The organism is Knoellia locipacati (genome assembly GCF_007992835.1).
GTDB classification, from domain to species: domain Bacteria; phylum Actinomycetota; class Actinomycetes; order Actinomycetales; family Dermatophilaceae; genus Knoellia; species Knoellia locipacati.
Genome location: NZ_BKBA01000008.1, coordinates 650,095 through 669,489, shown reverse-complemented (window position 1 = coordinate 669,489; position 19,395 = coordinate 650,095). Strand labels below are relative to the sequence as shown.

19 protein-coding genes are annotated in these 19,395 nt (G+C 70.4%); 3 read left to right on the top strand and 16 right to left on the bottom strand.

Annotation, left to right across the window (positions count from 1 at the left end):
* Positions 1-8: 8 nt before the first annotated feature.
* From KLO01_RS11465 to KLO01_RS11430, 8 genes are all read right to left on the bottom strand, one after another.
* Entirely contained in the window at positions 9-911 is a 903-nt protein-coding gene (locus KLO01_RS11465) for a F0F1 ATP synthase subunit gamma (protein WP_147065137.1), read from the bottom strand.
* Between the two features lie 138 nt (positions 912-1,049).
* Positions 1,050-2,687 (bottom strand): F0F1 ATP synthase subunit alpha, encoded by a 1,638-nt coding sequence (gene atpA, locus KLO01_RS11460; protein WP_147065135.1) that lies wholly within the window; start codon positions 2,685-2,687, stop codon positions 1,050-1,052.
* A gap of 106 nt (positions 2,688-2,793) precedes the next feature.
* Positions 2,794-3,603 (bottom strand): F0F1 ATP synthase subunit delta, encoded by an 810-nt coding sequence (locus KLO01_RS11455; protein ID WP_147065133.1) that lies wholly within the window; start codon positions 3,601-3,603, stop codon positions 2,794-2,796.
* Positions 3,603-4,268 carry a F0F1 ATP synthase subunit B gene (locus tag KLO01_RS11450; RefSeq protein WP_186828015.1) on the bottom strand — a complete coding sequence of 222 codons (666 nt, stop codon included), beginning with the start codon at positions 4,266-4,268 and terminating at the stop codon, positions 3,603-3,605. The genes KLO01_RS11455 and KLO01_RS11450 overlap by 1 nt, the downstream gene beginning before the upstream one ends.
* Positions 4,269-4,320: 52 nt before the next feature.
* Complete coding sequence (locus KLO01_RS11445; RefSeq protein WP_186828029.1) at positions 4,321-4,536, bottom strand: ATP synthase F0 subunit C; 216 nt, start codon at positions 4,534-4,536, stop codon at positions 4,321-4,323.
* 105 nt (positions 4,537-4,641) lie between these two features.
* Positions 4,642-5,460: a F0F1 ATP synthase subunit A gene (gene atpB, locus KLO01_RS11440; protein ID WP_246136160.1), complete on the bottom strand. Its 819-nt coding sequence runs from the start codon at positions 5,458-5,460 to the stop codon at positions 4,642-4,644.
* An 85-nt stretch (positions 5,461-5,545) separates the two neighbouring features.
* The gene (locus tag KLO01_RS11435) at positions 5,546-5,818 is read right to left on the bottom strand and encodes an AtpZ/AtpI family protein (protein WP_147065129.1); all 273 of its coding nucleotides are present in this window, start codon (positions 5,816-5,818) and stop codon (positions 5,546-5,548) included.
* Positions 5,815-6,183, bottom strand: coding sequence for a hypothetical protein (locus KLO01_RS11430; protein ID WP_186828014.1), 369 nt, complete (start codon positions 6,181-6,183; stop codon positions 5,815-5,817). Before KLO01_RS11430 ends, KLO01_RS11435 begins: the two co-directional genes overlap by 4 nt.
* A gap of 192 nt (positions 6,184-6,375) precedes the next feature.
* Between KLO01_RS11430 and KLO01_RS11425 the strand changes: the two genes are divergently transcribed.
* Entirely contained in the window at positions 6,376-7,770 is a 1,395-nt protein-coding gene (locus KLO01_RS11425; protein ID WP_147065124.1) for a sugar transferase, read from the top strand.
* A gap of 62 nt (positions 7,771-7,832) precedes the next feature.
* On the opposite strand, the gene glyA is transcribed toward KLO01_RS11425, so the two are convergent.
* The 7 genes from glyA to KLO01_RS11390 all read right to left on the bottom strand — a co-directional run bounded on the left by glyA (position 7,833) and on the right by KLO01_RS11390 (position 15,013).
* A complete protein-coding gene (gene glyA, locus KLO01_RS11420) occupies positions 7,833-9,107 on the bottom strand; it encodes a serine hydroxymethyltransferase (RefSeq protein WP_147065122.1) in 1,275 nt (424 codons plus the stop codon).
* Positions 9,100-9,897: an L-threonylcarbamoyladenylate synthase gene (locus KLO01_RS11415; protein WP_147065120.1), complete on the bottom strand. Its 798-nt coding sequence runs from the start codon at positions 9,895-9,897 to the stop codon at positions 9,100-9,102. The genes glyA and KLO01_RS11415 overlap by 8 nt, the downstream gene beginning before the upstream one ends.
* 334 nt (positions 9,898-10,231) lie before the next feature.
* Complete coding sequence (gene prmC / locus KLO01_RS11410; RefSeq protein ID WP_147065118.1) at positions 10,232-11,089, bottom strand: peptide chain release factor N(5)-glutamine methyltransferase; 858 nt, start codon at positions 11,087-11,089, stop codon at positions 10,232-10,234.
* Complete coding sequence (gene prfA / locus KLO01_RS11405) at positions 11,086-12,168, bottom strand: peptide chain release factor 1 (protein WP_147065116.1); 1,083 nt, start codon at positions 12,166-12,168, stop codon at positions 11,086-11,088. Before prfA ends, prmC begins: the two co-directional genes overlap by 4 nt.
* A 99-nt stretch (positions 12,169-12,267) precedes the next feature.
* Positions 12,268-12,483, bottom strand: a complete 216-nt coding sequence (gene rpmE, locus KLO01_RS11400; RefSeq protein WP_147065114.1) for a 50S ribosomal protein L31 — start codon at positions 12,481-12,483, stop codon at positions 12,268-12,270.
* A 244-nt stretch (positions 12,484-12,727) separates the two neighbouring features.
* Positions 12,728-13,663: a hypothetical protein gene (locus KLO01_RS11395; RefSeq protein ID WP_147065112.1), complete on the bottom strand. Its 936-nt coding sequence runs from the start codon at positions 13,661-13,663 to the stop codon at positions 12,728-12,730.
* 165 nt (positions 13,664-13,828) lie between these two features.
* Positions 13,829-15,013, bottom strand: coding sequence for a trans-sulfuration enzyme family protein (locus tag KLO01_RS11390; RefSeq protein WP_186828013.1), 1,185 nt, complete (start codon positions 15,011-15,013; stop codon positions 13,829-13,831).
* A 112-nt stretch (positions 15,014-15,125) separates the two neighbouring features.
* Here KLO01_RS11390 and KLO01_RS11385 point away from each other — a divergent pair, with 112 nt between their 5' ends.
* Both KLO01_RS11385 and KLO01_RS11380 read left to right on the top strand, forming a co-directional pair.
* The gene (locus tag KLO01_RS11385; RefSeq protein WP_147065108.1) at positions 15,126-15,629 is read left to right on the top strand and encodes an Lrp/AsnC family transcriptional regulator; all 504 of its coding nucleotides are present in this window, start codon (positions 15,126-15,128) and stop codon (positions 15,627-15,629) included.
* A 64-nt stretch (positions 15,630-15,693) separates the two neighbouring features.
* A complete protein-coding gene (locus KLO01_RS11380; protein ID WP_147065106.1) occupies positions 15,694-17,220 on the top strand; it encodes an APC family permease in 1,527 nt (508 codons plus the stop codon).
* Positions 17,221-17,330: 110 nt separating this feature from the next.
* On the opposite strand, the gene rho is transcribed toward KLO01_RS11380, so the two are convergent.
* Positions 17,331-19,310, bottom strand: a complete 1,980-nt coding sequence (gene rho / locus KLO01_RS11375; RefSeq protein ID WP_222611970.1) for a transcription termination factor Rho — start codon at positions 19,308-19,310, stop codon at positions 17,331-17,333.
* Positions 19,311-19,395: the final 85 nt, after the last annotated feature.

Below are 19,395 nucleotides of genomic sequence, written 5' to 3'. Positions count from 1 at the left end.
TATCTCTCTCACTTGCTCTCGGCCAGGGCGCTCGCGCCACCGACGATTTCGCTGATCTCTTGGGTGATCTCCGCCTGACGTGCCTGGTTGGCCAGCCGGGTGTACTTCTTGACGAGCTCCTCGGCGTTGTCCGTGGCGGACTTCATCGCGCGCTGGCGGGCGGCCAGCTCGGAGGCCGCGGCCTGCAGCATCGCGTTGAACAGGCGCGAGTTGACGTACTTGGGGAGCAGGGCGTCGAGGACCTCCTCGACGGTGGGCTCGAACTCGTAGAGCGGGAACAGCTCGCCCTCGGCGGGGGGCTCGGTGCCCTCGACGATCTCGAGCGGGAGCAGACGGATGACCTCGGGCTCCTGGGTCACCATCGACACGAACCGCGAGTAGACGATGTGGACCTCGTCGACACCGCCCTCGGCCTCGGTGTCCTTGAGGAAGTCGTCGACGAGCCGGATCCCGATCTCACGGGCCCGCTCGAACGCCGGCTTCTCGGAGTCACCGGTCCAGTCGGCGGCGTACTCACGACCGCGGAAGGTGTAGTAGCCGACGGCCTTGCGACCGAGGAGGTACGGGACGGCTTCCTTGCCCTCGTCGCGCAGTCGCGCGATGAGGCGCTCGGACTCCTTGAGGACGGCCGAGCTGTAGGCGCCCGCGAGGCCACGGTCGGAGGTGATGATGACGACCGCCGCGCGGGTCACCTTCTCCTTCTCGGTCGTGAGGACGTGCTCCTCGTTGGAGAAGGTCGCGACCGCCGACACCGCACGGGTGATGGCCCGCGCGTAGGGGGTCGACTCGCGCACGGCCTGCTGGGCCTTGACGACGCGAGCAGCGGCCATGAGCTCCATGGCGCGCGTGATCTTCTTCGTCGCGCTGACGGACCGGATGCGCTGCCGGTACTCCCGGATCTGCGCTCCCATAGGTTTCCGCCTTTCGTGGTGTAGGTGTCTGCCTGAAGTCTGTGGTCTGGATCGTCGTGGCGTATGCCGTGCCGTCGCCCTGGGGCGACCGGCTGCCGTGCCGGGCGGTCACCGCGAGGTGACCACCCGGCATACGGGTCAGCGCTTCTGCTTGACGATCTGCTCCTGGGCGGAGTCGAGGGCGTCGTCGCCGCTCTCGGACTCGTCGCCGATCGGGAGGTTCTCCTTGTTGGAGGGCTCGAAGCCCTTCTTGAAGGAGTCGATCTCGGTCTTGAGGGCCTCTTCGGTGGACGTCTCGAACTTGCCCGTCTCGCGGATCGCGGCGAGGAGGTCGCCCTTGCTGCGACGCAGGTGGTCGAGGAACTCGGACTCGAAGCGGCGGATGTCCTCGACCGCGACGTCGTCGAGCTGGCCCGTGGTGCCGGCCCAGACGGAGACGACCTGCTCCTCCATCGGGTACGGCGCCGACTGCGACTGCTTGAGGAGCTCGACGAGGCGAGCACCCTTGGCGAGCTGGGCCTTGGAGGCCGGGTCGAGGTCGGACGCGAACATCGCGAAGGCCTCGAGGGCACGGAACTGGGCCAAGTCGAGCTTGAGACGGCCGGAGACCGACTTCATGGCCTTGGTCTGCGCAGCACCACCGACTCGGGAGACCGAGACACCCACGTCGACCGCGGGGCGGACGTTGGAGTTGAACAGGTCGGCCTGGAGGTAGATCTGGCCGTCGGTGATGGAGATGACGTTGGTCGGGATGTAGGCCGACACGTCACCGGCCTTGGTCTCGATGATCGGCAGGCCGGTCATCGAGCCCGCACCGAGCTCGTCGTTGAGCTTCGCGCAACGCTCGAGCAGACGGGAGTGCAGGTAGAAGACGTCACCCGGGTAGGCCTCGCGGCCCGGCGGACGACGCAGGAGGAGCGAGACGGCGCGGTAGGCCTCGGCCTGCTTGGACAGGTCGTCGAAGACGATGAGGACGTGCTTGCCCTGGTACATCCAGTGCTGGCCGATGGCCGAGCCGGTGTAGGGGGCGAGGTACTTGAAGCCGGCGCTGTCGGACGCGGGGGCGGCGACGATGGTGGTGTACTCCATCGCGCCCGCCTCCTCGAGCGTGGCGCGGACCGACGCGATGGTCGAGCCCTTCTGGCCGATGGCGACGTAGATGCAGCGGACCTGCTTGGTCGGGTCGCCCGTCTCCCAGAACTCCTTCTGGTTGATGATCGTGTCGACCGCGACCGTGGTCTTGCCGGTCTGGCGGTCACCGATGATGAGCTGGCGCTGGCCACGACCGATGGGCGTCATGGCGTCGACGGCCTTGAGACCGGTCTGGAGCGGCTCGTGGACCGACTTGCGCTGCACGACGGACGGCGCCTGGAGCTCGAGCGCGCGGCGCTCGTCGCTGGCGATGTCGCCCAGACCGTCGATCGGGGTGCCGAGCGGGTTGACGACGCGACCGAGGTAGCCGTCGCCGACGGGCACGGAGAGGACCTCTCCGGTGCGCTTGACCTGCTGGCCCTCCTCGATGTTGGAGAAGTCACCGAGGATGACGACACCGATCGTGTGGACGTCGAGGTTGAGCGCCAGGCCCAGCGTGCCGTCCTCGAACTCGAGGAGCTCGTTGGTCATGGCCGAGGGCAGGCCCTCGACGTGGGCGATGCCGTCACCGGCGTCGGTGACGCGGCCGACCTCTTCGCGGGAGGCCGCGCCGGGCTCGTAGGACTGGACGTAGGTGTCCAGCGCGTCCCGGATCTCCTCCGGACGGATCGAGAGCTCCGTCATGTGATCTCTTCTCCTCGGTTACCAGCCCCCTGTGGGGCCGAAGTGTGTGGGTCTGTCGTGCTATTTCGTTGGGGTCGAGCGGTGCTGCGTATGCCGTTGGTGCAGGTCAGCCCGCGAGGTCGCGACGCACCGCGTCGAGACGACGCACGACCGTGCCGTCGACGACCTCGTCGCCGATGAGGACACGGATGCCACCGACGACGCTGGGGTCGAGCACCGTCTGGAGCGTGACCGGCTTGCCGTAGATCGAGCGCAGGGCCGACCTCAGGCGCGACTCCTGGCGCTCGTCGAGCGCCACGGCGACGGTCACGAGGGCGGTGAGCTCCTCGCGACGGTCGGCTGCGAGCTTGAGGTAGGTCTCGAGCACGCGGTCCAGACGACGACCGCGGGGAACGAGCACGGCCTGCTCCGCGAGACGCTGGGTCTCGGGTGCCGCCTTGCCCGCGAGCAGCTGCCGGACCACGCCGGCCTTGCCCTCGAGGTCGGAGTTGCGGGTCGACAGGGCGTCACGCAGGCCGGTGTCGGCCGCGACGATCCGCTCGAACCGGAAGAGCTGGTTCTCGACCTCGTCGATGCGACCGGCCTTCTCGGCGCTGGCGAGCAGCGCACGGACGGCGAGTGCCTCGAAGGCGTCGCTGAGGTCGCCCTCGGAGGACCATCGCTGGGCGACGACCTCACCGATGACGGTGTTGGCCGCCTCGCTGACCTTGCCGCCGAAGAGACGCTCGGCCAGGTCACGCTTGGCCGAGCCCTCACGCGACGGGTCGGCGAACGCGCGGCGCAGCCCGATGCTGCTCTCGATCGTGCTTCCGATCGAGAACAGCTCCTCGGACAGCGCTGCGCGGTCGACACCCTCGAGTGCACCGGCGAGGGCCTTGTCGGCCGCCGCCCGTGCTGCGCGGGACGAGCCAGCCATCAGGAGTCACGCCCCGCGGGGTTGTCGGTGCCGAGGTCGAGCTCGCCCTGGGCCGGCTGCTCCCCCGCCGGGGCCGCAGCCGGCGCGCTCGCGGAGACCTTCTCGGGGCGGACGGCGCCGCTCTCGAGCTCCGCGAGGAAGCGGTCGATCATGCCCTTCTGACGGACCTCGTCCTCGAGGGACTCGCCGACGATGCGGCTGGCGAGGGTCGTCGAGAGCGTGCCGACCTCGGAGCGCAGCGAGACCACGGCCTGCTGGCGCTCGGCCTCGATCTGGCGCTTGGCCGACTCGGTGATCCGGCTCGCCTCCGCCGTCGCCTTGTCGCGCATCTCGGTGACGATGGAAGCCCCCTCGGCGCGCGCCTCCTCACGGATGGCGTTGGCCTCGGTGCGGGCCTCGTGCAGCTGGGCTTCGTACTGCTGCTTGGCGGCCTGGGCCTGGGCCTGGGCCTCCTCGGCCTGCTCCATGCCGCCTTCGATGGCAGCGCGACGCTCCTCGTAGGCCTTCTCCAGGTTGGGGACGACCTTGGTCGACACCACCCAGTAGAGGACTCCGATCATCACGAGGCCGAAGATCAGCTCGGGGATGTGCGGGATGAGGGGCATCTTGGCGCCCTCGGCGGTCGCCAGGGACGCGACCGACGATGCGGTGGCGGTGAACTGCACGGGGTGCTCCTAGTGCTTCGTGCCGGATCGGTGGTTTGCCGGGAACGGCGGGTCAGGCGCCCTTGACGAAGTAGAGCACCAGCGCGAAGATCGCGAGCGCCTCAGCGAGCGCGAAGCCGAGGATGGCGATCGGCTGCAGGAGGTTGCGAGCCTCGGGCTGACGGGCCACGCCGTTGATGTAGGCGGCGAAGATCAGGCCGACGGCGATGGCCGGGCCGATGGTCGCGAGGCCGTAGCCGACGAGCGAGAGGTTGCCTTCCACGATGATTCCTCTTTCGTGTTTTTGGGGTTCCTTCACGGCCGTGTGCCGCGGAGGAAGAACTGGGTCGAGCTATGAAGTTGTGGGTGGAACAGTCTGTGGGGCGCGGACGACTCAGTGGTCGTCGGCGAGCGCTCCGGCGATGTAGCTCGCCGAGAGCAGGACGAAGACGTAGGCCTGCAGGAACTGCACCAGCGCCTCGAAGACGAACATCACGGCGGCCATGATGAAGGTCGGCACGGAGAGCAGCTTGAACAGCACGTCCTGGGTGAGGAAGTAGGCGCCGGCGCTCACGAACAGCACGATGAGCATGTGGCCGGCGAACATGTTGCCGAAGAGTCGCAGGGCCAGCGTGAGCGGCCGCGTCACGAAGTACGTGATGATCTCGAGCAGCATGATGAAGGGGCGGATCCAGCCCGGGAGGCCGTCCGGGACCATGTGGGCGAAGTAGCCGCCGAGGCCCATCTTCTTGATGCCGATCCAGTGGTAGACCACGTAGACGACGAGGACGAGCGCGATCGGGAAGCCGATCCGGCCCATCGTCGGGTTCATCACCGGCGGCAGGATGCCGAACCAGTTGTTGATGAGGATGAGCGAGAAGAGGCTGAACAGGAGCGGGACGAACTTGAGGAAGTGCTTGGTCCCGATCATGTCGCGGGCGACGCCGTTGCGCGCGAAGTTGTAGAAGCCCTCCATGAGCCACTGGCCCTTGGACGGGACGATCGCGGCGTTCTTGGACAGCGCCACCATGACGACGCTGAGGAGGACGACGGAGACGCCACCCCAGACCATCTGCTCGGTGATGGCCCAGTCGCCGCTCGTGCCGAACGTGGGGAGCCAGAAGATGTCGGGCGTCGGGGTCTCGAACCCACCCCCGCCCTCTTCGGCGACGACGGCGGTCGTGGTCCCTGCAGCAAGCGCAGTCAGGATCACAGGTGGTTCTCCTCGTTCATGGTGGTGGCGGCACCCTGCAATCGCGGCTCGGACCCGAGTCGCTTGCAGCCGATGGTCAGGGGCGTCACGTCGTACCGTACCGGAGCCAGATGGTGTAGAGCGACAGGGCCATCCCGCCCAGGATCCCCAGGACGACGATGAATCCGGTGCCCAGGAGCTGGTCCAGTCCCCAGCCGATCGCGCCGAAGACGGCGGGTCCGGTGAGGAGGTAGGCGATGACGGTGGCGCCGAGCGCGTCGGCTCGGGCGGTGGCGCTGGGGAGCTCGGGATCGTCGTGCCACGTCGCGAACGGCTCGTGGCCCTCGACGCCCTTGGGGAGCTTGCGGTCCTCGCTCATGAGGCCCCTCCTCGCTCGAGCGAACCGGGCGCGATCTCGTGGCGGGCGCGGGCGTAGCCGACGATCTGGCCGACCTGCATGACGACGGTCTGCGCGATGGCGGACAGGGCGAACGGGCGCCCGTCGAGCCAGTCGGCGCCGCGCAGCGCGAGCACCGCGGCGACGATGAGGACGAGCTGGCCGAGGTAGACGACGCCGGCGCCGGCCATGGACGTCGCGGCCGGACCCATGACGACGGCGGTGATGCCCACGAGGCCGACGGTGAGGACGACGAGCACCAGCCCGGCACCCGCGAGGGCCGAGAGCGCGGCCTGCTCGCCGGCATACGCCCAGAAGGCTCCTGCCAGGACGGGAAGGGCGATCATCCCGGGGACGAGAGCACCTCGCAGCATCATCCGGACCGGGGTCCGTGGCGCGGGGTTCGAAGTCACTGGGAGCTCTCCATCGAGGTCGTTCCGGGGCTTGTGAAAACTATCACAAGCGGTCCGGCAAGGCCAACTGGCCGACGCCGAGGGGCGTCCCGGCGTGCGTGGGGCGGGCCGAATACACTTCCCGCCATGAGACAGCGGCTCCTGGTCGGCATGGTCTGCGCCGACGCCGCACTCCTCGTCGTGGCCTTCGTCATCGCGGCCTTCGTGCGCTTCGGCGACCACCCGTTCAGCGCGTCCGTGCTCGCCCAGACGCAGGGCCGCGGGCTGACCCGGATCTTCCTCATCGCCGTCGTCGCCGCCGTCCTGGGCGACGCCCTCGTCGCCGCCATCCTCCCACAGGGCCCGCCGCGCCCGACCTACGCGCGTGGCGCCCTCGGTGCGCTGTTCACCTTCCTCGCGATCACGGCGATGATCGTGCTCCTGCGTCCGTACTACTCGCGTCCCCACCTCTTCACGACGCTCGCGATCTGGATCGTCCTCGTCCTCACCATGAGGCTCGTCCTGCGGCTGCGGCCGTGGACCGAGCGCCTCGTCATCGTCACCTCCGCCGAGTCGATCGTGCGCGAGCTCGACGCGACCCCCCACATCAGCGTCGTCGGCGTCATCGACCCCGAGGCGAGCGGCCCGCTGTCGGCCCCTCCCCCGGACACCGTGCTCACCGTCGACCTCAGCGCCCGGTGGTCGCGTGAGGTCACCGCCTACGTGTCGGCGACCTCGGTCGCCGGGCGCGAGGTCCGCCCGCTCAACGAGGTCTACGAGGAGCACACCGGCCGGGTCCCGCTCGGGCACCTCTCCGAGGGCTGGGAGATCGAGACCTCGCTCCTGCGCAAGCTGCCCTTCCTGCCGCTCAAGCACGCCGTGGACCTCGTGCTCGTCGTGCTCACCCTCCCCGTCTGGATGCCGGTCGTCGCGCTCGTGGCCCTGCTCGTCCGCGTCGTCGACGGCACCCCGGTGATCTTCCGGCAGGTGCGCGTGGGACGGCGCGGCGAGCTGGTCGAGCTGTTCAAGTTCCGGACCATGCGTGCCGACGCGGAGGCCCATGGCGCACGGCAGGCCACCGGCGACGACCCGCGCATCACTCCCCTGGGGCGCTTCCTGCGCAGCGTGCGCCTCGACGAGCTGCCGCAGTTCTTCAACGTGCTGCGCGGCGAGCTCTCGCTCATCGGTCCCCGCCCCGAGCAGGTCGGCTTCGTCGAGAAGTACCGCGACGCGATCCCGTTCTACGACCAGCGCCACCTCGTCCGCCCCGGCATCACCGGCTGGGCCCAAGTCCGCCACGGGTACGCCGCGTCGGAGGAGGAGACGATCGAGAAGCTCTCCTACGACTTCTACTACCTCAAGCACATGTCGCCGCTGCTCGACCTCGAGGTGCTCGGGCGCAGCGTGTGGACGGTGCTGTCGGCCTCGGGCACCAAGCCCAGGGCGCGCCCGTCCGCCGAGGAGGCCGCTGCTCTCGAGCTCGAGGCCGCCGAGCAGGCCCAGGACGAGCGCCGCAACCGCCGGGCCAAGCGCATGGACTGATTGCCCTTCTGGGACGGTGAGCGCCAGCGAGGTGTCCCAGAAGGGCAATCAGTCGAATGCGGTCAGCGGGGGTATGCCGGGAAGCGCGTCACGAGGTCGGTCACCTCGGCGCGCACCTCCTTGGACACCTGGTGCTCGGGGTCCGCGTCGCCGTCGACGACGGCGCGGGCGATGAGGCCGGCGATGGTGCGCATCTCGTCCTCGCCCATCCCCTGCGTCGTGACGCAGGGGGTGCCCACCCGGATGCCACTGGCGATGTTGGGCTTCTGCGGGTCGAACGGGATGGCGTTCTTGTTGAGGGTGATGCCGGCCGCGTCGCACCGCGCCTCGGCGTCGACTCCGGTGACGAGCACCGGCTGGAGGTCGTGCAGCGACAGGTGGGTGTCGGTGCCGCCGGTCGTCGGGCGGATGCCCTTCTCGCCGAGCGTCTCGGCGAGCACCTTGGCGTTGGCGATGACCTGCTTCGCGTAGGCCTGGTACTCGGGCGTCGCGCACTCCTTGAAGTTCGTGGCCTTGGCCGCGATCGTGTGCATCTGCGGACCGCCCTGCATCATCGGGAAGACGGCCTTGTCGATCGCCGCCCTGTGCTCCTCCTTGCAGACGATCGCACCGGAGCGCGGGCCACGCAGCACCTTGTGCGTCGTGAAGCTCACGACGTCGGCGTGGGGCACCGGGCTCGGGATCGCCTTGCCGGCGACGAGGCCGATGAAGTGCGCGGCGTCGACCCAGAAGATCGCACCGATCTCGTCGGCGAGACGACGGAAGAACTCGAAGTCGATGAGGCGCGGGATGGCGGAGCCACCGGCGAGGATCACCTTGGGCCGGCGCTCCTTGGCGAGGCGCTCGACCTCGGCGTAGTCGATGTCCTCGGTGTCCTTGTCGACGCCGTAGTGGACCGCGTTGAACCACTTGCCCGAGAACGACATCTTCGTGCCGTGGGTGAGGTGGCCACCGTGCGGCAGGCTCATCGCGAGGATGGTGTCGCCGGGCGACATGAAGGCGCCGTAGACGGCGGCGTTGGCGCTGGCGCCCGAGTGCGGCTGGACGTTGGCGTGGTCGGCCTCGAAGAGGGCCTTGGCGCGCTCGATGGCCAGCGACTCGGCCTTGTCGACCTCGGAGCAACCGCCGTAGTAGCGCCGGCCGGGGTAGCCCTCGGCGTACTTGTTGGACAGGGTCGAGCCCAGCGAGGTGAGCACCGCCGGCGACGACATGTTCTCGCTCGCGATGAGCTGGAGCCCGCCCCGCAGCCGGTCGAGCTCGGAGACGAGCACCCCTGCGATCTCGGGGTCGAAGGCCTCGAGGGCGCCGAAGTCGGAACCGTAGAACGTCTCACTCATGGTTGCTGCTCTCCTCGGTTGCTGGTGCTGCTGCTGGTGCGTCCGACGCGGACGTGGGCGTGGGCTCGTCCGTCGCGGGCGGCGACTCGTCCGATGCGGGCGTCGACCCGTGCGACACGGCAGCGGGCTCGTCCGACGTGGGTGTCGGCAACTCTAGGTGCTCGCCCGCGAGGGCCAGGATCTCGTCCGCGTCGATGGCACCCCGCCGCAGGATGGTCGGCTCGGGACGTGTGCAGTCGACGATCGTCGAGGGCAGTCCGCCGGTGACCGGACCGCCGTCGAGGTAGAACTCGACGGAGGCGCCGAGCTGCGTAGCCGCATCGATGACCGTGCGCGAGGCCGGGTGACCGGTGCGGTTGGCGCTGCTGACCGCCATCGGCCCGACCTCGGTGAGGAGCGCGAGCGCCACCTCGTGGTCGGGCATGCGCACGGCGACCGTGCCACCGGTGTCGCCGAGGTCCCACATGAGCGAGGGCTGGGCCTTGAGCACGAGCGTGAGCGGCCCCGGCCAGTAGCGCTCGATGAGCACGCGGGCGTAGGCCGGCACGTCGGTGGCCAGCCCGTCGATCGTCCGCACGTCGGCCACGAGCACCGGCGGCGGCATCTCACGGCCGCGCCCCTTCGCGTCGAGCAGGCGCTGGACCGCGTCCGGGGAGAACGCGTCGGCGCCGATGCCATAGAGCGTGTCGGTGGGGAGGACGACGAGGTCGCCCTGGCGCACTCCGGCGGTCGCCTTGGCGATGCCGTCCTGGCGACCCTCGGGCGTCGTGCAGTCGAAGACCGGACTCATGGGAGCAGCCTAGGACCGGTGCCGGGCCGGGCCGACCGCGGGCACCGCGAAACCCGCTGACCTGCGGCGACGGCCCGAAGTTCCTCGACGCCAATGCTCACATCCGCTGCGCGGCTGCGTAGGGTCGGACCGTTTCGTCCCTGTCTACTGAAGTGAGGTGCAACGCATGCGTGGTTCCGGTCTGATCTGGACGATCGTCGGTGTTCTTCTGATCATCGTTCTGCTGATGTACATCCTCTGACGAGGTCGATCTCTGTGGCCCTCACCCGTCCTCGGGTGGGGGCCACAGTCCTGTCCGGCCCGGTCGCGCCGTCGGTGCCGGCGCGATGAAAGGTCAGGCGCGGACGGCGACCGTGGCGCGGGGGCGCCCGGTGAGGTCGAGGCGGTCCTCGACCGCGCTCCACGAGCCCGTGGCTCGCAGCGCCGCCGGCAGGGTCTCGCCCTGGGTGTCGGCGTGCTCCATGACGAGGACACCACCGCTGCGCAGCAGTCCGGCGGCACGGGCGGCGACGAGGCGCGGGATCGCCAGACCGTCCTCGCTGCCGCCGTAGAGCGCGACGTGCGGGTCGTGGTCGCGCACCTCGGGGTCGACCGGGACGGCGACGGTGGGGATGTAGGGCGGGTTGGACACGACGACGTCGACCTCGAACAGGTCGTCGAGGGCGGTCACGGCGTCCTCCTGCACGATCTCGACGTCGAGGTCGAGGCGGTCACGGTTGCGCGCCGCCCACGCCACCGCCAGGTCGCTCACCTCGACCGCGACGACCTGGGACTCGGGCAGCTCGGCCTTGACCGAGAAGGCGATGGCGCCCGACCCCGAGCACAGGTCGACGACGATCGGTGAGTCGGTGCCCGACTCGACGCAGTCCCGGGCCGCGTCGATGGCCCAGCCGGCGACGACCTCGGTCTCGGGCCGCGGCACGAACACCCCCGGGCCCACCTCGAGCTCGAGCCCGCGGAACCACGCCCGGCCGGTGAGGTGCTGGAGCGGGACGCGACTCGCGCGCTCGGCGACGAGACCGGCATACCTCGGCGGGACGGGACTGCCGAGGATCATGAGCCGCCGCGCCTCGGAGGCGTCGACGCCGAGGGCGTGCGCCGCGAGGGCGACCGCGTCGTGCTCGGGCGAGCCCACGCCGGCCTCGGCCAGCGTGCGCGTCGCCGCGCGGACGGCGTCGCGCAGCTCGCTCACCGCGCGACCTCGCCGAGGGCCGCGAGCCGGGCGGCCTCGTCGGCAGCCATGGCCGACTCGACGACGGCGTCGAGCTCGCCGCCGAGGACGGTGTCGAGGTTGTGGGCCTTGAAGCCGGTGCGGTGGTCGCTCACGCGGTTCTCGGGGAAGTTGTAGGTGCGGATCCGCTCGCTGCGGTCGACCGTGCGCACCTGGCTCGCGCGGATGTCGGCGCTCGCGGCGTTGGCCTCGTCGACGGCCATCTGGTGGAGCCGGGCGCGCAGCACGCGCATCGCGGCCTCGCGGTTCTGCAGCTGCGACTTCTCGTTCTGGCAGATGACGACGGTGCCGGTGGGCAGGTGCGTGAGACGCACCGCCGAGTCGGTCGTGTTGACGCTCTGGCCGCCGGGGCCCGAGGAGCGGAAGACGTCGACGCGCAGGTCGTTCGCGTGGATCTCGACCTCGACCTCCTCGGCCTCGGGCATGACCCAGACGCCGGCGGCGCTCGTGTGGATGCGGCCCTGGGTCTCGGTGACGGGGACGCGCTGGACGCGGTGCACGCCGCCTTCGTACTTGAGGCGGGCCCACGGGCCCTCGCCCGGCAGCGGCGTGCCCTTGGCCTTGACGCTCACCTGGACGTCCTTGTAGCCGCCGAGGTCGGTCGCGGTCGAGTCGAGGACCTCGGTGCGCCAGCCGCGCTGCTCGGCGTAGCGGAGGTACATGCGGAGCAGGTCCCCGGCGAACAGGGCCGACTCGTCGCCGCCCTCCCCCGCCTTGACCTCGAGGATCACGTCGCGGTCGTCCTCGGGGTCACGCGGGATGAGCAGCCGACGCAGCCGGTCCGCCGCGTCGTCGGCGGCCGCCTCGAGACCGGGCACCTCGGCCGCGAAGCCGGCGTCCTCGGTGGCCAGCTCGCGCGCCGCCTCGAGGTCGTCGGTCGCGGCCAGCCACTCGGTGTATGCCGTGACCGTCGGTCCCAGCGCGGCGTACCGCTTGTTCACCTCGCGCAGGCGGTCCGGGTCGGTCGCGACGGCGGGGTCGCCCATCTCGCGCTCGAGCTGGGCGTGCTCCTGCGCGAGGGCTGCGGCGGACTCGAACATCGGGGACCTCTCGTCACGGTCGGCAGGTACTGGGGGTGCAGACACGAATGCGCCGACCCGGATCCAGTGCTGGATCGACGGGTCGGCGCATCGGGGGTGCTACGCGTCGGCCTTCTTGCCGTAGCGGGCCTGGAAGCGCGCGACGCGGCCACCGGTGTCGAGGATCTTCTGCTTGCCCGTGTAGAACGGGTGGCACTGGCTGCAGACCTCAGCGTGGATCTGGCCGCTCGGGGCCGTGCTGCGGGTCTGGAACGTCGCGCCACAGGTGCAGGTGACGGTCGTCTCGGCGTAGTTCGGGTGGATGTCCTTCTTCACGATTCTTCTCCTTGGATGTCTCCGGGTCGGCGGGCCCATCACGTTGATGCAAACCCTGTGGCGCCCCGCCTGCATCCGCTCGTGAGGGCGATGCTCAGGAAACGCGTTCGTGCCGTGAACCGGTCCAGCGATCAAGTGTGCCAGAGCAGGCACACGTTCCCCTAAACGGCGAGACCCCTCCCCCGCATTCCCCGGCCACGCCTTCGGCGAGTGCCAGAGGCGGCATGGGTGACTCGCTCGGCACTCACGCCGTGCGGCGCCCCGAGAGCAGCGCGTACGCCACGGCGACCTGGCGCAGGAAACGCTTGGCCTCCAGCCGGAGCCCGAGCAGCGGAACCCGCAGCATGACCTCACCTGCCACCACGACGTCGTTCTGCCGCAGCGCGTCCTCGACGGGGTTGAGCGCCCACTGGTGGTGACCGCCGTCGATTTCGACGACGAGGCCGATCGCCCCCCAGGCCGCATCGAGGTATATCCGGCCGTTCCGACCATGGCGCACGACCTGTCGGGTCGGTGGTGGAAGTCCCTCACGACGACACAGCCGGGCGAAGTCGAGCTCGCCCAGCGCCTGGGCGCCGTCGCAGATGTCGGTCACCGCATCGGCGAGGAAGGGCCTTCGCGGCCCTGCACTCCTCGCGCTGCGCCACGCAACGAGCAGGCGTTCGGTGGTGGTGAGCCGCTGCTGCACGACGAGGCAGAGGATGAGTGCCGCCTCGCGATCGGAGCGGGCCCACAGTGCTGCGTGGACGGCTGCCACCTCGGGCACGACGCGAGGCAGACCAGCGCCCGCCAGCGGTGGCATCACGGCTCGGCGGTGCAACCGGACTCCCGCCACGGCGTGATGACGGTTGTTGCGGGGCTGGGAGACGTCGATCGCGCGCGGGGCGAAACCTCTCATGCCCGCGGCCAGGAGCGCGGCAGCGCCGTCGAGCGCTGCGCCCGAACCCGACTCCCACACTGCCTGCCACAGTGGCGCCCGGCCTGTGAGGGGCGACGTGGTCACGGACACGGTGTGCCGGCCGTGGGTGAGCCACCGACCGGCTCGCACCTCGGTGCGCACCGCCGCACGATCGATCCCGGCGCGACGGAGGGTGGCTCGGTCGACCACACCGTCGTGGAGCGACGCCAGCTCTCGCGCGAGAGTCCACCGCACACGACGGTCCGGCCTCGTGGAAGTCATCTCCAGAGCCTGAGGCGTTGTCGGGACCGGGACCAGCGCGCACACAGCCCGTTGTGGACAGCGGGCACGACGCCCAAACCCTGTGGACGGACCGCCCGCGCCGTCGACGAGTGCCGAGGGCGTCACATCCGACGCCCCTGGCACTCACGCCCACCCCGACCGAGGTCAGGGGAGGTTGGCGAACGCCTTGTCGAGGTCGGCGAGCACGTCGTCCACCGACTCGAGACCGACGGACAGGCGGAGCAGGTCCGCGTCGGGCCGCGCGTCGGCCACGACGAAGCGGTGGGTCAGGCTCGCCGGGTGCTGGATGAGGCTGTCGACCCCACCCAGGGACACCGCGTGGGTGACGAGCTCGAGGCGTTCGAGCAGGGCCGAGGCGACGGCATACCCGCCTGCGAGGCGGAAGGCGAGCACCGCGCCGGGTCCGGTCATCTGGGAGCCGACCAGTCCGGCCGGGTCGCAGCCCTCCAGCCCGGGGTAGTGCACGCGCGACACCTCGCACCGATCCGCCAGCCAGCGCGCCACGACACCCGCCGACTCCTGCTGCGCGCGCACGCGCACGGGCAGCGTCTGGAGTCCGCGGTGCAGCTCGTAGGCCGCGAGCGGGTGGAGCACGGCACCGGTGATGGCGCGCACCTGGCGGAGACGGGCCGTCCACGCGTGGTCGGTCGCGACGACGCCACCCATGACGTCGCCGTGCCCGCCCATGAACTTCGTCGCCGAGTGCAGGACGAGGGTCGCACCGTGCAGCGCCGGCTGCTGCAGGACCGGCGTGGCGAAGGTGTTGTCGACGGCCACCGGGACCTCGCCCGCCTGGGCCACGACGGCGGCGATGTCGACGAGGTCGAGCGAGGGGTTGGCCGGGGTCTCGAGGAGGACGAGCCCGGTGTCGGGGCGCAGCGACTCGGCGACCGTCGACGGCGTCGCCCAGGTGACCTCGGTGCCCAGCAGACCGGTGGCGAGGAGGTGGTCCGAGCCGCCGTAGAGAGGCCGCACGGCCACGACGTGGGGCGTGCCGGCCGACACGGCCGCGAGCAGTGTCGCGGTGAGTGCCGCCATGCCGGAGGCGAACGCCACCGCGGACTCCGTGGCCTCGAGCGCCGCCACCGCGCGCTCGAACCGGTCGACCCCGGGGTTCCACAGCCGCTGGTAGACGAGCGTCGCCTGCCCGTCGGGCCGCTCCCCCGCACCGATCGTGTCGTATGCCGTCCCGCCCGCCTCGATCGTCGGCATCGGGTACGTCGTGGCCAGGTCGATGAGCGGGACGAGCAGCCCGAGGGCCGTGAGGTCCTCGCGCCCGGCGTGGACGGCGGTGGTCGAGGGGTCCGTGGTCGACAGCGGTGTCGTCATGGGACCCATGCTCCGCAGGATCCACGGTGGGTGCCAAGAGTTCCGCTGATTCCCGCTCCCAACGTGCCTTCGAAGGGGTGATCCGCGGATCGGCCCGCGCTACGGTGGGCCGGTGCCGAAGGATCCACACCCGCTCACCCCCGGGCCCGCGCCCCACACGCCGCCCGTCCTGGACGAGGTCGACCGCGCCCTCGTCTCGGCGCTCGTGGCGGACGGGCGCATCTCCAACGCCGCCCTGGCCCGTCAGGTCGGCATCGCCGAGTCGACGTGCGTCGGGCGCGTCCGTTCGCTGCGCGAGCGCGGTGTCATCACCGGGATCCATGCGAGCGTCGACCTCGCCCGGCTGGGTCGTCCGCTCCAGGCCGTCGTCGCGATCCGGCTCGGGGGTCACGACCGCGAGCAGGTCGACGCGTTCGGTGAGGAGATGGCCGAGCTGCCGGGCGTGCTGTCGGCGCTCAACATCAGCGGGTCGGACGACTTCCTCGTCCACCTGAGCGCCGAGTCCCCCGACCAGCTGCGCGACTTCGTCCTCGACAACATCTCGAGCCGGCCCGGCGTCTCGCACGTCCAGACCTCGCTGATCTTCCGCAGCCACGCCCGCCCGACCCTGCCCTGACCACCATGTGACCCGGCGCGGTGCTCGCCGCGCGGGATGCCCGCCCCAGTCCTACTGTGACGAGATGGACGACACGAGCATCGTGAGGACCAAGGACGTCGAGACGGTCCTTCGTCAGGGTGACGACCAGGCCGAGGGGCACGCCGGCCTGAGCAAGACCCTCACCGCCAAGGACCTCATGGGCTTCGGCATCGGCATCGTCATCGGGACGGGGATCTTCACCCTCACCGGGACGGGAGCCAAGAACTACGCCGGCCCCGGCATCGTCCTGTCGTTCGTCATCGCCGGCGTGGTCAGCCTGCTGGCGGCGCTCTGCTACGCCGAGCTGGCGGCTGCGGTCCCGACGGCTGGCAGCTCCTACACCTACGCCTATACGACGATCGGCGAGATCTTCGCCTGGATCATCGCGTGGGACCTCATCCTCGAGTTCGCCCTCGGCGCAGCGGTCGTCTCCCGCGGCTGGTCGGGCTATCTGCAGGAGGCGTTCGACCTGCCGACGACGTTCTTCGGCGAGGAGTCCAGCGTCAACCTCGGTGCGCTCGGGATCGCCCTCGTCCTCGGGATCGTGGCCGCCGTCGGCATCCGCGAGTCGAAGTGGGTCACCAACACCCTCGTGGCGATCAAGGTCTCGGTCTGCATCTTCGTCATCGTCGTCGGCATCTTCTTCGTCAAGCTCGCCAACCTCTCGCCGTTCATCCCCCCGGCCCAGCCCATGTCCAAGGAGCTGCAGACCACCGGGCTCGAGCAGCCGTTCTGGCAGTGGGTCACCGGCGCCGCACCCACCGCGTTCGGCGTGACCGGGGTCTTCGTCGCCGCCGCCATCGTCTTCTTCGCCTACAGCGGCTTCGAGGCCGTCGCCAACCTCGGCGAGGAGACCAAGGACCCGGCCAAGGACATGCCGCGCGGCCTCATCGGCACGCTGCTCATCTGCACCTTCCTCTACCTCGCCGTCTGCCTCGTCATCACCGGCATGGTCAAGTACACCGGGCTGAGCGAGGGCGCCCCCATCTCGGACGCGTTCGACCAGGTCGGCATGGGCTGGGCCTCGATCCTCATCGGGATCGCCGCCGTCGCCGGGCTGAGCTCGGTGATCCTCGTCGACATCGTCGCCATGGGGCGCATCGGCTTCGCGCTGTGCCGCGACGGCCTGCTGCCCGCGTCCTTCGGCACCGTGTCGCCGCGCTTCCACACGCCACTGCGGATCACCGCCGTCACGACCGCGGTCGTCTGCGTCCTGGCGGCGTTCGTGCCCCTGCACACCCTCGCCGAGATGGTGAGCATCGGGACGCTCTTCGCGTTCCTCGTCGTCTCCATCGCCGTCGCCGTGCTGCGTCGCACCAAGCCCAGGATGCACCGCCCCTTCCGGACCCCGGCGGTCCCGGCCCTGCCCATCATCTCGGCGCTGAGCTGCGTCGGGCTCATGGCGAGCCTGGCCGTCGGCACCTGGCTGCGGTTCCTCGCCTGGCTCGCGATCGGTCTCGTCATCTACTTCGCCTACGGACGGCGCCACTCCAACCTCGCGCCCGGCAACCTCGTCGCCACCGGCTACGGCAGGCGGACCGACAACCCCGTCGAGCCCGAGCCCAGGTGAGCGGGTCCCGTGCCCTGCGCGGGACGGCATACCGGCTGGAGGAACCCTCCCGTATGCCGCGAGGCGGCCTCCCGGACCGGGAGACCGCCTCGTGGTGGTGACGTGGACGCTCAGTCGTCGCTGTCGTCCTCGAGCTTGTTCGAGCTGGTCTGCTGGACCTGCTTGAGGAACTCGTAGTTCGTCTTGCTCTTGCGGAGCCGGTCGAGCAGCAGCTCGATGCCCTGCTGGCTGTCGAGCGCTGCGAGGACGCGGCGGAGCTTCCACATGATCTTGAGCTCCTCCGGCGCGAGGAGGATCTCCTCGCGACGGGTGCCCGAGTTGTTGATGTCCACGGCCGGGAAGATGCGGCGGTTGGACAGCCCGCGGTCGAGCTTGAGCTCCATGTTGCCGGTGCCCTTGAACTCCTCGAAGATCACCTCGTCCATGCGCGACCCGGTCTCGACGAGCGCGGTCGCGAGGATGGTGAGCGAGCCACCGTTCTCGATGTTGCGCGCGGCGCCGAAGAACTTCTTCGGCGGGTAGAGCGCGGCGGAGTCGACGCCACCGGAGAGGATGCGGCCGCTCGCCGGGGCTGCGAGGTTGTAGGCGCGTCCCAGCTTGGTGATCGAGTCGAGGAGCACGACGACGTCGTGGCCCATCTCGACGAGGCGCTTGGCGCGCTCGATCGACAGCTCGGCCACCGTGGTGTGGTCCTCGGCGGGACGGTCGAAGGTCGAGGCGATGACCTCGCCCTTGACCGCGCGCTGCATGTCGGTGACCTCCTCGGGGCGCTCGTCGACGAGCACGACCATGAGGTGGACCTCGGGGTTGTTGGTCGTGATCGCGTTGGCGATCGCCTGCATGACCATCGTCTTGCCGGCCTTGGCCGGGGCGACGATGAGGCCGCGCTGGCCCTTGCCGATCGGTGCGATGAGGTCGATGATCCGCGTCGTGAGCATCCCGGCCTCGGTCTCGAGGCGCAGGCGGTCCTGCGGGTACAACGGCGTGAGCTTGCCGAACTCGGCCCGCGTGCGGGCATCCTCGGCACTCATCCCGTTGATGGTGTCGAGGCGGGCCAGCGGCGTGTACTTCTGGCGGCTGTTGCGGGAGCCGACGCTCTGCTGCTGCGGCTCCTCACCGTCACGGGGGGCCTTGGTGGCACCGACGACGGCGTCGCCCTTGCGCAGACCGTTGCGCTTGACCATGCCCAGCGGGACGTAGACGTCGTTGTCGCCGGGGAGGTAGCCCGAGGTCCGCACGAAGGCGTAGTTGTCGAGGATGTCGAGGATGCCGGCCACGGGGACGAGCACGTCGTCCTCGTGGATCTGCGGCTCGTTCTCGGTCGACGTCTCGGTGCCGCCCTGGACCGGCCCGCGACGCTTGTCGCGGTTGCGGTTGCGGTTGCGGCGACGGCGACCGCTGCGGCCGCCCTCGTCGTCGTCGTCCTGACCCTGCTGGTCGTTCTGCTGGCCCTCGGTGCGGTCGCTCCGGTCACCGCGGTCCGACTGCTCGTTGCGGTCCGGGCGGTCGTTGCGCTCGGTCCGCTCGTTGCGGTCTGCGCGGTCGTTGCGGTCGGCACGGTCCGAACGCTCGTTGCGGTCGTTGCGCTCGTCCTGGCCCTGCGTGCGCTCGGTGCGCTCGCCACGGTCCGCGGCGCGCTCGGTGCGGCTGCCACGACCGGCGTCGCGCTGGTCGGCGCCGGAGTCGGAGTCGCTGGCCGGACGCTGGTCGCGGCCGTCCTGGCTACGGGACGGCGCGTCGGCGTCACGGTGGCGACGCGGTCGCTCGCGACGCTCGTCCGCGGCGGGGGCCTCGACGGCCTCGGGGGCCTCGACGGCCTGAGGGGCCGAGGCCTTCGGCGTCACCTGTCCCGAGGACGAGGCGCGACGAGAGCGGCGCGGGGCCGTCTCCTCCGCACCGGAGCGGCGCGGGGCCGTCTCCTCCGCAGCGGAGCGGCGCGGGGCCGTCTCCTCGGCAGCGGCGGCGGCCACCGGGCCGCTGTCGCCGTTCTGGCGCGACTTGATCGCGGCGACGAGGTCGCCCTTGCGCATCTTGGCGGTGCCGGAGATGCCCATGCTCGAGGCGAGCCCCTGCAGCTCCGCGAGGCGCATGGCCGTCAGCGAACCCGATCGGCGCGGGCCCTGCCCGGATGCCGAAGACGCCTCAAGAGTGGTGGTGTCTGTCACGAAGGATCCT